This is a genomic window from Streptomyces populi (assembly GCF_002911015.1).
GTDB lineage: Bacteria > Actinomycetota > Actinomycetes > Streptomycetales > Streptomycetaceae > Streptomyces > Streptomyces populi.
Genome location: NZ_KZ626856.1, coordinates 39,661 through 53,704, shown reverse-complemented (window position 1 = coordinate 53,704; position 14,044 = coordinate 39,661). Strand labels below are relative to the sequence as shown.

Annotated in this window: 12 protein-coding genes and 1 pseudogene; 6 read left to right on the top strand and 7 right to left on the bottom strand. The window is 74.4% G+C overall.

Going from position 1 to position 14,044, the window contains the following annotated elements; translation table 11 throughout:
- Positions 1 to 308: 308 nt before the first annotated feature.
- The gene (locus tag CW362_RS11895) at positions 309 to 1,409 is read right to left on the bottom strand and encodes a pyridoxal-phosphate-dependent aminotransferase family protein (RefSeq protein WP_103549369.1); all 1,101 of its coding nucleotides are present in this window, start codon (positions 1,407 to 1,409) and stop codon (positions 309 to 311) included.
- A 195-nt stretch (positions 1,410 to 1,604) separates the two neighbouring features.
- Here CW362_RS11895 and CW362_RS11890 point away from each other — a divergent pair, with 195 nt between their 5' ends.
- The 5 genes from CW362_RS11890 (at position 1,605) to CW362_RS11870 (ending at position 6,448) form a co-directional block, all read left to right on the top strand.
- Complete coding sequence (locus tag CW362_RS11890) at positions 1,605 to 2,450, top strand: transporter substrate-binding domain-containing protein (RefSeq protein ID WP_103549368.1); 846 nt, start codon at positions 1,605 to 1,607, stop codon at positions 2,448 to 2,450.
- The gene (locus CW362_RS11885; RefSeq protein WP_103549367.1) at positions 2,447 to 3,280 is read left to right on the top strand and encodes an amino acid ABC transporter permease; all 834 of its coding nucleotides are present in this window, start codon (positions 2,447 to 2,449) and stop codon (positions 3,278 to 3,280) included. Before CW362_RS11890 ends, CW362_RS11885 begins: the two co-directional genes overlap by 4 nt.
- The gene (locus tag CW362_RS11880; protein ID WP_103549366.1) at positions 3,277 to 4,068 is read left to right on the top strand and encodes an amino acid ABC transporter ATP-binding protein; all 792 of its coding nucleotides are present in this window, start codon (positions 3,277 to 3,279) and stop codon (positions 4,066 to 4,068) included. The genes CW362_RS11885 and CW362_RS11880 overlap by 4 nt, the downstream gene beginning before the upstream one ends.
- An 89-nt stretch (positions 4,069 to 4,157) precedes the next feature.
- Positions 4,158 to 5,249, top strand: coding sequence for an amidohydrolase family protein (locus tag CW362_RS11875; RefSeq protein WP_103549365.1), 1,092 nt, complete (start codon positions 4,158 to 4,160; stop codon positions 5,247 to 5,249).
- A 263-nt stretch (positions 5,250 to 5,512) separates the two neighbouring features.
- Entirely contained in the window at positions 5,513 to 6,448 is a 936-nt protein-coding gene (locus CW362_RS11870) for an SCO1860 family LAETG-anchored protein (protein ID WP_162684049.1), read from the top strand.
- Between the two features lie 642 nt (positions 6,449 to 7,090).
- Here CW362_RS11870 and cobC read toward each other — a convergent pair.
- The 6 genes and pseudogenes from cobC to cobM all read right to left on the bottom strand — a co-directional run.
- Positions 7,091 to 8,161, bottom strand: a pseudogene (gene cobC / locus CW362_RS11865) (Rv2231c family pyridoxal phosphate-dependent protein CobC); the annotation flags it as partial.
- On the bottom strand, positions 8,151 to 9,086 hold the full coding sequence (locus CW362_RS11860) for a sirohydrochlorin chelatase (protein ID WP_103549364.1): 936 nt from the start codon (positions 9,084 to 9,086) through the stop codon (positions 8,151 to 8,153). The gene CW362_RS11860 and the pseudogene cobC, both read right to left, overlap by 11 nt.
- On the bottom strand, positions 9,083 to 9,283 hold the full coding sequence (locus CW362_RS11855; RefSeq protein WP_162684048.1) for a hypothetical protein: 201 nt from the start codon (positions 9,281 to 9,283) through the stop codon (positions 9,083 to 9,085). Before CW362_RS11855 ends, CW362_RS11860 begins: the two co-directional genes overlap by 4 nt.
- Entirely contained in the window at positions 9,280 to 10,986 is a 1,707-nt protein-coding gene (gene cobJ / locus CW362_RS11850; protein WP_103549362.1) for a precorrin-3B C(17)-methyltransferase, read from the bottom strand. The genes CW362_RS11855 and cobJ overlap by 4 nt, the downstream gene beginning before the upstream one ends.
- Positions 10,983 to 12,251 (bottom strand): precorrin-6y C5,15-methyltransferase (decarboxylating) subunit CbiE, encoded by a 1,269-nt coding sequence (gene cbiE, locus CW362_RS11845; protein ID WP_103549410.1) that lies wholly within the window; start codon positions 12,249 to 12,251, stop codon positions 10,983 to 10,985. Before cbiE ends, cobJ begins: the two co-directional genes overlap by 4 nt.
- A 77-nt stretch (positions 12,252 to 12,328) precedes the next feature.
- Positions 12,329 to 13,174, bottom strand: a complete 846-nt coding sequence (gene cobM, locus CW362_RS11840) for a precorrin-4 C(11)-methyltransferase (protein ID WP_103549361.1) — start codon at positions 13,172 to 13,174, stop codon at positions 12,329 to 12,331.
- 108 nt (positions 13,175 to 13,282) lie between these two features.
- On the opposite strand from cobM, the gene CW362_RS11835 reads away from it, so the two are divergent.
- Complete coding sequence (locus tag CW362_RS11835; RefSeq protein WP_103549360.1) at positions 13,283 to 14,011, top strand: ZIP family metal transporter; 729 nt, start codon at positions 13,283 to 13,285, stop codon at positions 14,009 to 14,011.
- Positions 14,012 to 14,044 lie beyond the last annotated feature (33 nt).

Sequence of the window (14,044 nt, the reverse complement as noted above, 5' to 3'; positions counted from 1 at the left end):
TCACAGCGACGAAATGTGTGGGGGATCTGCCGGAACGCGCCATTCGGTGTTCGCAGGATCTTTGCGTTTAGCCACCGGAGGAGCGGGCAGAAGAACGCGGGAAGCTTTTCCGGGAGAATGCCGGGAAATTCCGTTCCGAATTGTCGGCAGGATAACGGTGGGGAGTGGATTTGCGATTCCCGTGCCGTCGCGGGCGCGCCGCGCGGACCCTCCGCCCCCGGTCCGACGGCCCGGGGGCGGCCCTCCGACCCCGGCCCCGGCCCGGTGCCCCGGCGGAGGCGAGGACGCCTCCGCCGGACGTCCGCGGGTCAGCCCCAGGCCAGTTCCGCGGCCCGGCGCGCTCCCTCCGGGTCCACCGGGAGGCCGGACTCGGCCAGGGCCGCGCCGAGCCCCGCGAGGCAGGCGCGGACGGCGTCGAGGGTGGCGTCGGGGCCGTAGTGGTTCACGCGGACCATCGACCGCGCGAGGGCGCCGCCGCCCGCGGCGAGCGGCAGCGTGGGATCCGCGGCCAGCGCCTTCGCGACCACCGCGGACGCGTCCACGTCCTCGGGCACCCGCAGCGTGGTGGCGACGGGCGCCGCGTCGGAGGCGGCCTCCACGTACGGCGCGAGACCCCCGCCGAGGGCCACGGCTCCGGCCCGGGTGGCCGCGGCGGCCGAGGCGTGACGGGCCATCACCGCGGCGAGGCCCTCGCCCTCGATCCGTTCGGCACACGCCTCCAGCGCCAGCATCTCCAACTGGGCCGGCGCGTGCAGCAGCGCCGTGCGGCCCCCGTCGACCCAGCGCTCCTTCCAGTCCAGCAGGGAGAGGTAGGAGCGGCGCGGCGCGCCGGGGTTCGCGGCCATCCGTGCCCAGGCCCGCTCGCTCACCGACACGGCCGACACCCCGGCGGGGCCGCCCATCGCCTTCTGCGCCCCGATCACGCACAGGTCGACGCCCCAGGCGTCCGGCAGCACCGGCTCGGCGCCGATCGACGCGACGGCGTCCAGGTAGAAGAGCGCGCCGTGCTCGCGCACGACCTCGCCGATCTCCGCCACCGGGTTGGTGTTCCCGGTGGCGGCCTCGGCGTGCACGAGCGACACGAAGTCGATCGACGGGTGCTCGGCGAAGGCCTCGCGGATCTGCGCGGCGGTGACCGCGGTGTGGAACGGCACCGCCAGGTCGATCACGGTCGCACCGCAGTCCCGCAGCCAGTTCCCGAACGTCTGGCCGTAGGGGCCGGTGATGACGTTCAGGGCGGTGGTGCCGGGACCGGCCGTCCCCCGGATGGCTCCTTCCAGGGGGAGCAGCGCCTCGCCCTGCATGATCACGACGTCCTGCGCGGTGCCGAGCAGCCGGGCGACACGGTCCTCGATCGACGCGAAGCGGGCGGCGCTCAGCGGCGCCAGGTCAAGAAAGGGATGGGTCACGACGGTGCTCTCTTCACTCACGGTGGGGTCGACGATCAGAGCGTAACCGCCGCCCCTGGGATACCCGGACCGGCGAATTCTGAGGCCAGACGGCCCAGTGGCCATCGGAATGATTTGAGCAACCCAAACCTTTCCTTATAATCGGAACCCTGTGTTCCCCGCAGACGACCCTCTGCTCCCCCACTGGAGGTCCCCGTGTACTCGGTCCCCGGACGTCGGACCCGCATCCTGGCCGCCACCACCGCCACGGCCGGGCTGCTGCTCGTGGCCGGCTGCTCCTCGGACAGCGGAGGCGGCAAGACCACCACCGCGAGCGGGGTCCCGCTGGTCAAGAGCGGTCAGCTCACGACCTGCACCCACCTGCCCTACCCGCCCTTCCAGTCGGAGATCGACGGCAAGGTGCAGGGCTTCGACGTGTCGCTGATCGACCTCGTCGCCCAGGACCTCGGGGTGAAGCAGGCCATCGTCGACACGCCCTTCGAGAACTTCAAGACGGGCGCGTTCCTCAACTCCGAGCAGTGCGACCTCGCCGCCGCCGGTATGACGATCACCGAGGAGCGCAAGAAGAACGTCGACTTCTCCGACCCGTACTTCGACGCCACCCAGGCGGTCCTGGTCGACAAGAAGAGCGGCGTCACCTCGCTCGCCGACGTCAAGGCGAAGGGCGTCAAGCTCGGCGCCCAGGCGCAGACCACCGGTGAGGACTACGCGAAGAAGCAGGGCTTCGACCCCATCTCCTTCGAGTCCTCCGACGCGGTGCTGAACGGCCTGCGCACCGGCCAGGTCAAGGCCGTCGTCATCGACTACCCGGTCGTCCAGGGCTGGCTGAAGGACAAGGCCAACGCCGACGCCTTCGAGGTGGCCGACAACATCAACACCGGTGAGCAGTACGGCTTCACGGTGAAGAAGGGCAACACCAAGCTGCTCGCCGCCATCAACAAGGCCATCGCGGACGCCAAGGCCGACGGCACGTACAAGAAGCTCTACGAGAAGTGGATCGGCCCGTACGACGCGGCCGTCGCCTCCCCGTCCGCCTCATGAGTGAACCCGGCACGCCCCTCCAGCCCCGAAGGACCGGCCTGAGCCGGAGCCGCAAGCGCCAGATCTCGCGCGGTGTGCAGTACGCCGTCTTCGCGGCCGTCGTGATCGCCCTCGCGGTCACGGCGGACTGGGGCCGTCTGAAGAACCAGTTCTTCCAGTGGGACCTGGTCAAGCAGATGTTCCCGGACGTCATCACGCTGGCGTTGAAGAACACCGTCCTCTACACGACGTTCGGCTTCGTCGTCGGTCTCGTGCTCGGCATCGTCCTCGCCCTGATGCGGCTGTCCTCGGTGGGTCCCTACCGGTGGGTCGCCGGCGTCTACATCGAGATCTTCCGCGGTCTGCCCGCCCTGCTGATCTTCATCTTCGTGGGCGTCGCGGTGCCGCTCGCCTTCCCCGGCACGGAGATCCCCGGAGGGACGTACGGCAAGGTCGCCATCGCGCTCGGCACGGTGGGGGCCGCGTACATGGCCGAGACGTTCCGCGCCGGTATCCAGGCCGTGCCCAAGGGGCAGATGGAGGCGGCCCGTTCGCTGGGCTTCTCGCACGCGCGGGCCATGGTCTCGATCGTCGTCCCGCAGGCGTTCCGGATCATCGTCCCACCGCTCACCAACGAACTCGTGACCCTCTTCAAGGACTCCTCGCTGGTGCTGTTCCTCGGTGTCACCCTGGAGGAGCGCGAACTGTCCAAGTACGGCCGGGACCTGGCGAGCGAGACCGCGAACTCCACGCCGATCCTCGTCGCGGGCCTGTGCTACCTGCTCGTCACGATCCCGCTCGGCTTCCTCGCGCGGCGTCTCGAGGACAAGAGGAAGGGGGCCGACAAGTGAGCACACCCGAGATCCGGGTGCGGGACCTCCACAAGTCCTTCGGCGACAACCAGGTGCTGAAGGGCATCGACCTGGAGATCGGCCAGGGCGAGGTCGTCTGCGTGATCGGCCCGTCCGGCTCCGGCAAGTCGACCCTGCTCCGCTGTGTGAACCTCCTGGAGGAGCCCACCGGGGGACAGGTGTTCGTCGGCGGTACGGAGGTCACGGACCCGGACGTCGACATCGACGCCGTACGCCGTCGTATCGGCATGGTCTTCCAGCAGTTCAACCTCTTCCCCCACCTGTCGGTGACCGGCAACCTCACGCTGCCGCAGCGCCGGGTGCTCCGCCGGGACAAGGCGGAGGCGGCCCGCGTCGCCGCCGAGAACCTCGCCCGGGTGGGGCTCGCGGACAAGGCCGACGCCTTTCCGGCCTCCCTGTCCGGCGGCCAGCAGCAGCGCGTCGCGATCGCCCGCGCGCTCGCCATGGGGCCCGACGTGATGCTCTTCGACGAGCCGACCTCGGCGCTCGACCCCGAACTCGTCGGCGACGTCCTCGCCGTCATGCGCATGCTCGCCGACGAGGGCATGACGATGATGGTCGTCACCCACGAGATGACCTTCGCGCGCGAGGTCGCCGACCGGGTCGTCTTCATGGACGGCGGCGTGATCGTCGAGGACGGCACCCCGGCGCAGGTCATCGGCAACCCGTCCCACGAGCGGACCCGGCACTTCCTGTCCCGGCTGCTCGACCCGGCGATGGCGGACGTCGAGGAGGAGACGCCGGGCGCGGAGGACGCGCGGGAGTAGGGCCGCCGCGCGCGGCCGGGACCGCACCGGCCGCGGAACCGGGGGGCGCGGAGCGGTGACGGAGGGGCCGCCTCACTAAGGTGCGGTACATGAGCGATCACCCGGTACTGCACGTGAAGGGACGGGTCCTCGTCGGACCCGACGACGTCCGCGACGAGCTGTGGGTCGTCGGCGGCCGGATCTCCTACGAGCGCCCCGGCGGCGCCCGTGACGTCCGCACCGTCGAGGGCTGGGCGCTGCCCGGCCTGGTCGACGCGCACTGCCACGTGGGGCTCGACGCCCACGGCCCGGTCCCGGCCGACGTCTCCGAGAAGCAGGCGCTGACCGACCGCGACGCCGGCACCCTGCTCATCCGGGACGCCGGCTCGCCCTCCGACACCCGCTGGATCGACGACCGCGAGGACCTCCCGAAGATCGTCCGGGCCGGCCGGCACATCGCCCGCACCCGCCGCTACATCCGCAACTACGCCCACGAGATCGAGCCCGAGGACCTCGTCGCGTACGTCGCCCGGGAGGCCCGGCGCGGCGACGGCTGGGTCAAGCTCGTCGGGGACTGGATCGACCGCGGCACCGGCGACCTGAGCGCCTGCTGGCCCCGCGAGGCGGTCGAGGCGGCGATCGCCGAGGCGCACCGGCTCGGCGCCCGGGTCACCGCGCACTGCTTCGCCGAGGACTCGCTGCGGGACCTGGTCGAGGCGGGCATCGACTGCGTCGAGCACGCCACCGGGCTCACCGAGGACACCGTCCCGCTCTTCGCCGAGCGCGGGGTCGCCATCGTCCCGACCCTGGTGAACATCGCCACCTTCCCGCGGCTCGCGGACGGCGGCGAGGCCAGGTTCCCCCGGTGGTCGGCGCACATGCGACGGCTGCACGAGCGCCGCTACGACACCGTGCGGGCCGCGTACGACGCCGGGATCCCCGTCTACGTCGGCACCGACGCGGGCGGCTCCCTCGCACACGGCCTCGTCGCGGCCGAGGTCGCCGAGCTCGTCACCGCCGGCATCCCGCCCGTCGAGGCACTCTCCGCCACCGCCTGGGGCGCCCGGCGCTGGCTCGGGCGGCCCGGCCTCGACGAGGGGGCGCCGGCGGACCTCGTGGTCTACGAAGGGGACCCGCGCCAGGACGTACGGGTCCTGGCGGATCCGCGCCGGGTGGTCCTGAACGGGAGGGTCGTCGGTTGACGGAGCGTGACGGGTCCGGTGGAACGCTCGTTGTGCACCACCGGGCTCGTCCCGCGCGCGAGCGGTCCGCGGGCGGGCGCGTCAACGGGCGCGTTCGGCCGGGTGCGTTGAGCGAGTGACGAGGGGGAACAGCCGTGCCCCGGGATTCGAAGGCGTGCGCGGTAAACCCACGAAGGAGTGAACTCACGTCAGGTGCCTGACTGTTCACTCTCGGTGCGTAATTCTTTCCGGGTCCCAGGCTTTCTCCTAGGGGGGTCCCACCCTTGAACAGCATCGACCACCGCATGCCCGTACGCCGTCTCGCCGTCACCGCGGCGGCCACCGTCCTCGCCGCGGGTCCCACCGCGCTGGCCGGCGCGGGCTCCGCCCACGCGAGCGACGGCCACGGCCGCGCGAGCGCCGTCGTGCTCCGCACCGGGCTCGACGTGTCCCTCCTCAAGAAGACCGTGGACGTCCCGCTCGCGGTCTCCCTGAACGAGGTGCGGGCACCGCGGAGCGCGAACAAGACCTCCCTCACCGCCCAACTGGACGGCGTCGACGGCGGACGTCCCTTCAGCGTGCTGCGCGCGGACGTCGCCCACGCCGAGGCCACGGTCTCGGCCGCCAAGGCCGAGGGCTCGACCCACCTCGCGCACGCCGTGGTCCACGTCCCCGGGCTGCCGCTGCTGTCGCTCATCGAGGTCGAGCAGGTGACCTCGAAGGCGACCTGCGAGGCGGGGAAGCAGCCGGTCGCCACCGCGAACCTGCTGGGCTCCGTCACCGTCCTCGGCAAGAAGGTCACGCTGACGACGGGCGGTCCGACGCACGTGAAGGTTCCCGGGGTCGGGGAGGTGCGGCTCGACCTCTCCAAGACCGGGACGACCTCCCGGACCGCGGCCGCCTCCGCGCTCGAACTCAACGTGTCCGTCGACCCGTTGAAGCTGGGCGTGGCCGCCGTCGAGGGCACGGTGACCCTGGCCAGGTCCACCTGCGAGTCCCCGGCCGCGCCCGCCGCCGAGGAGCCCGCGTCCCCCGCCCCCTCGAAGGAGGCCGCCGCCCCGGTGGCCGAGGCGTCCCCGCAGGGCGGGCAGGAGGAGGAGGCCGGGGGCCTCGCCGAGACCGGGGGCAGCTCCCTGACGCCGTACCTGGCCGGCGGCGCGGCGGTCCTGCTCGCCGCGGGCGCCGGAGCGGTCACCCTCTCCCGCCGCCGCAGGAGCTGAACCCGGCACCGGACGGTCCGGCCCGAGGGGCGGGGAGGGTCCCGGGGCGGCCTGACCGGAGGGGGAGCCGGGGCTGTGCCCTGACGGGGGCGACGGGTTCCGTGCGGGGCTGGTCAGGCCGGCGCCGGGAGGCCGAGGCCACGACGGGGGCGTGTCCGACGGGCCGGTCGACGGCGGGAGCCCGACTCCGGCCCGCCGCGCCGGTCGGCGGAGGCCGGGGCCACCTGACGGGGCGAGCCGGGGTGGAGGTCCATGTCGACCCCGGCGCGACGCGGGTGGCCGTGGTTCCGGGACCGGACGTCCGCGTCGGGCCGGTCAGGGCGAGGGGGAGTTCCGGGGCGGCTTCGGGCGGGGGCAGGGCGAGGGTGTCGGCGGCTGCCGGGGCGCAATGATCCCCGTACCGCGCCCGTCCCCGCCGCGCCCGTCTCCGTCCTCGCTCTGCCCAGCGCTATGACCCTGCCCGTCTCCGGCCTCGCCGTTCCCGGAGATGTGGTCCCGGCCGCCCCCTGCGCCGCCGGGCATGCCGGTTCCGTCGTTCCCGAGGGCTGGGCCCTCGTCCCGTCCCGCAATGGGGCCGCCGCCTCCGTCGTCGGCGGGGGCCGGGCCTCCGTCCCGCCCCGGAGTGGGGCCCGCGCCGTCCCCCGCGATGGTCATGGCCCGGTCCAGGGCCTGGAGGAAGCGGTTGACCGTCGCCCGGTCCCGTACCGCGATGCGCAGCCACGCGTCCCCGAGCCCGGGAAACGTGTCCCCGCGCCGTACCGCGAACCCGAGATCGCGCAGGGCGTGGCGCACCCCGGCGGCCCGGGGCAGCCGGACCAGGACGAAGGAGCCCTCCGCGGGCTCCACCACCCGCAGTCCGTCGGTGCAGGCGAACTCCCTCAGCCCCGCGACGAGATGGTCCCGGTCCTTGGCGATCCGCCGTGCCGCGTGCCCCGCCTCCGCGAGCGCCTGCGCGGACACGCACACCTGTGCCGCCACGAGCGCGGGCGTGGAGACCGGCCACAACGGCTGGGCGCGCTCCAGCCGGGCGATCGTCCCGGGCTCGGCGAGCACGTAGCCGATCCGCAGCCCCGCGAGGCCCCACGTCTTGGTGAGGCTGCGCAGCACGACGAGACCGGGGACGTCGGTCCGCCCGGCCAGGCTCTCGCGTTCGCCCGGCACCGCGTCCATGAACGCCTCGTCGACCACCAGCACCCGCCCCGGACGGGCCAGTTCGGCGAGTGCCCCGGCCGGATGCAGCACCGAGGTCGGATTGGTCGGATTGCCGATCACGACGAGATCGGCGTCCTCGGGGACGGCGGCCGGATCGAGCCGGAAGCCGTCCTCCTCGCGCAGCAGGACGCGGCCCACCGTGTGCCCGGCGTCCCGCAGTGCCGCCTCCGGCTCCGTGAACTGCGGGTGCACGACGACCGGCCGGCGCACCTCCAGGGCGCGCGCGAGCAGCACGAACGCCTCCGCCGCGCCCGCCGTGAGCAGCACCCGCTCCACCGGCAGCCCGTGCCGCGCCGCCACCGCCGCCCGCGCGGCCCGCCCGTCCGGGTAGGCCGCCAGCGACGGCAGCGACGCGGAGATCCGTTCCAGCAGCCACGCGGGAGGGGTGTCCGCCCGGACGTTCACGGCCAGATCGGTCAGCTTGGAACCGTCGTCGCGCACCTCGGCGTCGCCGTGGTGCCGCAGATCGTGCCCGCCCTCGGCGGCCTCGTCAGTGGGCATGGGAATGCGTGTGTCCCCCGTGATGGTGGTGACCGTGCCCGTCGTGGCCGCCGTCGTCGTCCGGGTGGAAGTGCGGCTGCTGGGGGAGCCCCACCTTGTCCTCGAAGCCGGGCAGCGCGATCCGGTAGACGCAGGAGTCGCAGTTCATCCGCAGGTCGCCCGCGACGGCCTCCCGGTAGCGCTCCATGACCAGGTCGAGCAGTTCGGGCTCGGGACCGATGACGTCGGCGGAGCGCACCTCGGTCTCCGGGTGCGCGGCGGCCCAGTCCTCCGTCTGCCGCCGCACCCGGTCCGGGAGGATGCCGGTGAACAGGAAGTAGGGCAGGACCACGATCCTGCGCGCGCCCAGCTTCGCGCAGCGGTCGAGGCCGGCGGGCACGTCCGGTGCCGCCAGCGACACGAACGCGGTCTCGACGCCCGCGTACCCACGGCCCTCCCACAGCAGCCGCGCCGCCTTGTGCACCTCGGCGTTGGCGTCCGGGTCGGTGGACCCGCGGCCCACGAGCAGCACGGTCACCCCGGCCCGCTCCTCCGGGGTCGTGACGCTGTCGCCCAGGGCCTCGTCCAGCCGCCGCTCCAGCACGGAGAGCAGCGACGGATGCGGGCCCAGCGGACGCCCGTACGTGTACGAGATCCCGGGGTGCCGTTCCTTCTCGCGGGCCAGCGCCGCCGGGATGTCGCCCTTGGCGTGCCCGGCCGACACCAGCATCAGCGGCACGGCGGCGAAACGCCGTACGCCCTGTCCGACGAGTTCGGCGACGGCTTCGCCCAGCGGGGGCGGCGACAGCTCGATGAACCCGCCGGCGACGGGCAGTTCGGGATGGCGGCGGCCCAGTTCCCGTACGAAGGAACGGAAGGCCTCGGCTCCGGCCTCGTCCCGGGTGCCGTGTCCGGCGACGAGCAGGGCGGGGGGCGGGGTGGTCACGATGTCTCCTCGGCGGCCTCGGCCGCGGCGGTCTTCGGGGCCTGGTGGGCCCCGGCGGTCTTCGGGGCCAGGTCGGCCCGCACGGTCGTCTCCGGGGCCCGGTCGGCCCGCGGGATCGGGGGGTGGGTGCCGGCGGAACCCCGCCGGCCGGGGTGCTCGGCCCGGGACCCGGGCGGCGCCTCGCTCACCGGTCTCACTCGGTCTCCTTCTGCCAGCGGTAGCCGCGCGGGGTCACCATGCGCCCGGCGATCTCGCGGGTCGCCGTGTTGCCCACGGTCACCACGGTCATCATGTCGACGATTCCCGGATCCAGGGACCCCAGCGTCGTGACCCGGCTCGACTCGTCCGGGCGGGAGGCGTTGCGCACGACCCCCACCGGCGTCGACGCCTCCCGGTGCTCCGCGAGGATCGCGAGCGCCTTGGGGAGCTGCCAGTCACGGCCCCGGCTGCGCGGGTTGTAGAAGGTCACGACGATGTCGGCCTCGGCCGCCGCGCGCACCCGGCGCTCGATGACCTCCCAGGGCGTGTGCAGGTCGGACAGGCTGATCGACACGTGGTCGTGGCCGAGCGGCGCGCCGAGGATCGCCCCCGCCGCGAGCGCCGCGGTCACACCGGGCACCCCGACGACGTCGATGTCGTCGGACGCCTCGGCCAGTGCGGGCGAGGCCATCGCGTAGACGCCCGCGTCGCCGCTGCCGATCAGCGCGACGGCCTGTCCGCGTCGCGCCTCGGCCACCGCCGTGCGCGCCCGCTCCTCCTCGGCGCCGAGCCCCGACTCCAGGATCAGCGTGCCGGGCCGCAGCAGGTCGCGGATCTGGTCGACGTACTGGTCGAGCCCGACGAGCACCGCGGCCCGCCGCAGCTCCGCGGTCGCCCGCGGGGTGAGCAGATCGCGGGCCCCGGGACCGAGGCCGACGACCGCGAGCCGTCCGCGCGCCGGGCGGCGCACGACCGCACAGGTCGCCATCGCGGGCAGCCCGTCGTCCCGCACCGACTTCCGCTTGGGCACGAGGAGTTCGCCCCCGCCGATCAGCGCGGCGGCCTCCGCCACGGACGGGGTCCCCACGGCGGCGAGCGGCGCGCCGGAGGGGTTCGGGACACTGACGGCAGCCAGCTCCTCGGCGGTGTACGTGACGACCGGGACCCCGAGCCGGGCGGCGGCCCCGGTGATACCGGGCTCCTCCGACTTGGCGTCCACGGTGGCCAGTTCGGCCACCGACGACACCGAGAGCCCGGCCTCGCGCAGGGTGTCCCGGACGAGTGCGAGGACCTCCTCAACGGGCGCGCCCCGGGAGGCGCCGACACCGACGACCAGGGTCGGCGGACGCAGCACGACCTCGCGCGCGACGGGCTCCCGCTCACGGTCGCTCACCCGGACGACGGCGGCTCCCGGCGCCGCGGGGCTCCCCACGTTCGGCGGCAGCGCGGGCAGCGGCCAGGGCGACTCCCGCTCCAGCACCACCGGTTCGCCGTCCAGCATCGCCCGCGAGACCCCGGCGAGATCCCCCTCCACCGGGAGGCCGAGGGTGTCGAGACCGGGTACCCCGACCGCGTCGGTCGCCGTCGTCACCACCGGCTCGGCACCGAGCAACTCGCCCACCTCACGGGCGAGTTCGTTCGCCCCGCCCGCGTGGCCGCCGACCAGCGACACAGCGAACCGCCCCGCCTCGTCGACGCACACCACGCCGGGGTCCGTCCCCTTGTCCGAGAGCAGCGGCGCGACGAGCCGTACGACCGCGCCCGTGGCGAGGAAGCACACCACCCGGTCGCACTCCGCGAAGGCCCGCCGCACGGCGTCCGCCACGGGCCCGTCGTACACCCGGGCACGCGTGGGCCAGGCCGCGGCGAGCCGGTCACGGGCCGCCGCGCCCGCCGCCGTGGCGGAAATCAGGCCGATCACTGGGGGACTCCTTCGGTAGTGGCCGGAGGCCGGACGCCCCACAGCACGAAGACGGGATTGGCCGCCGCGAGCCGGGAGACCTCACCCGGCAGCGGGGCGAGCCGCGAGGACTGCAACAGGACGCCGTCACAAGCGAATCCGGCGGCGGTGAGCGCGTCACGGGCGGCCGGCACCCGGTCGAGCGCGGCCATCGCGATCACGACGGCCCGCCGGGCCCGCCGTGCGCACACCGAGACGATCTCCGGCAGCTCCCGTCCGCCGCCGCCGACGAACACCGCGTCCGGGTCGTGGGGGGCGTCCAGGCCGGACAGCACGGCGGGCGCGGCCCCGTGCACGACCCGCACGTCCACGCCGTGCGCCGCCGCGTTGGCACGGACGCGGTCGCAGCCGTCCACGGTCTTCTCGACCGCGGTCACCGCGGCGCCGAACCGCGCGCACTCCACGGCGACGGAACCGGAGCCCGCGCCGATGTCCCACACCAGGTCGCCGAGCCGAGGCCCGATCCGGGCCAGCGCCAGCGCCCGCACCTCGAACTTGCTGATCATCGAGTCGCGGTGGGCGAACTCGCCCTCCTCCAGGGCCCAGCGGTCCGGGCCCGCCACCGGCCCGGCGACCGTCCGCACGGGCGCCAGGGCCCGCGCCTCGTCCAGACAGAGCACGACACTGACCGCCGGACCCCAGTCGCGGGCGGCGGCCTCGGCGGGCGTGACCCGCTCGACGCGCTCCCGCTCCGGATCGCCGAGGGCGCTCGCCACCACCAGGACGCGCTCCGCGCCCGCGTCGGCGAGGGCCGCGCCCAGCTCGGCGGGCCCGGACCCGGGGGCGGTCAGCACCGCCACCTTGGGCCGCGACCGGCAGACCAGGACGGCCGTGCGCAGCTCGCGTCCGTGCGCGCTGACCACCACCGCGTCGTCCCAGGGCAGCCCGAGCCGGGAGAAGGCGGCCGCCACCGACGAGACACCGGGGCGCACGTCCAGCCGCCCGGACCCGAACCGCTCCGCGAGCGCCCGCACGATCCCGAAGAACCCGGGGTCGCCCGAGGCGAGCACCACGACCGGGCCCCCGGGGGCTCCGTCGTCCGTGTACCGCGCGATCCGGTCAAGGGCCGGTGCCAGCGGCCCGAGCTCCACCCGCTCCGCCCGCTCCGGCGTCCGGGCGGCCGCCAGATGCCGCCGGGCCCCCACGACCAGCCCGGCCCCGGCGAGCACCGCCCCGGCCTCCGGGGAGAGCGGCGCCCCCGTGCCCGTACCGACGACGGTGATCACACCGCGCCGGCCCGCCGGAGGGGCGGACGCGTCCCGCCCGCCGGCCGGCCGGACCTCCGCTCCGGTGACGTCCACGCTCACGACGCCGGGTCCTGGGTACCGCCCGCACCGGCCCGGCGCGCGGCCCGCAGCTCGGCGCGCGCCTGCGGGTCGGCCTTGCGGAAGCCGTGGAAATGACCCGGGTGGTAGAGGTGCGAGCGGGTGCCGCTCGCGTCGAGGGCGGGGCCGACCAGGAAGAGCGTGTGCTTCCAGAGCTTGTGCTCCTTGACGGTCTCCTCCAGCGTGCCCACCGTGCACTTCACGATCAGCTCCTCCGGCCAGGTCGCCTGGTAGGCCACGACGACCGGCGTGGTCGTCGGATAGCCGCCCTCCAGCAGCTCCCGCACCAGCTGCCCGCTGCGCGCCGCCGACAGGAACAGCGCCATCGTCGTGCCGTGCTTCGCGAACTCGCGGACGTCCTCCCCGGGCGGCATCGGCGTCTTGCCGCCGCCGAGCCGGGTCAGGATCACGGACTGGGCGACCTCGGGGATCGTCAGCTCGCGCTGCGCGATCGCGGCCACCGCGGAGAAGGACGAGACGCCCGGCACGATCTCGGTCTCGATGCCGATCCCGGCGCACCGGTCGACCTGCTCCTGCGTCCCGCCCCACAGGGCCGGGTCGCCGGAGTGGATCCGCGCCACCCGCAGGCCCTCGGCGCGGGCCCGCTCGTAGACGGCGACGACGTCCTCCAGCGACATCGTCGCCGAGTCGAGGATCTCGGCGCCCTCGCGCGCGTGATCGAGGACCTCGGCCTGCACCAGGCTCGCCGCCCAGATCACGACATCGGCCTCGGCGATGGCGCGCGCGGCGCGGAACGTCAGCAGGTCGGCGGCGCCGGGGCCGGCACCGACGAAGGTCACCTTGCCGGTGGGGGCTTCGGCCATGGGAATGGGTCCTCTCCTACGGAAGATCGGGGTGCTGCGAGGGGGTCAGTGGGTCCGGGGCCGTCGCCTGAGGTGCGGACACGGGGGTTGATCGGATAGCAAGGGTCCATGGCGGTCCTCGTCGCGCTCGGCGCGTTCCTGATGACGCTGGCCGGCGGCTGGACGGCGCAGCGGGTGACCGACCGCCGCCATCTGGTGCTCGGCCTGGCCGGCGGCCTGATGCTGGGCGTGGTCGGCCTGGACCTGCTGCCGGAGGCGCTGGACGCGGCGGGCACCGAGGTGTTCGGGGTCCCGGCCGCGCTGCTGCTGTTCGTGGGCGGCTTCCTGCTGGCCCATCTGGTCGAACGGCTCCTCGCCCACCGCCAGGCCGCGCACGGGGGCGGGGAGAACGACGGACGGGCGCCCGAGGTGGGCCTGACGGCGGCCGCCGCGATGGTCGGCCACAGCGCGATGGACGGCGTCGCGATCGGCGCCGCCTTCCAGGTCGGCGGGGGCATGGCGCTGGCCGTCGCCCTCGCGGTCATCGCCCACGACTTCGCGGACGGCTTCAACACGTACACGATCACGAGCCTGTACGGGAACGCCCGCCGCAAGGCCCTGCTCATGCTGTACGCGGACGCGGCGGCCCCCATGATCGGCGCCGCCTCGACGCTCTTCTTCACCATCCCCGAGCGCCTGCTCGGCGGGTACCTCGGTCTCTTCGGCGGCGTGCTGCTCTACCTCGCCGCCGCCGAGATCCTCCCGGAGGCGCACCACGACCACCCGGCCCGCTCGACCCTGCTCTTCACGGTCGCGGGGGTGGCCTTCATCTGGCTGGTGGTGGGCCTCGCGGGCTGAGCCCGTGCGGCCCGCCGGGCGTGCCGGACGGGT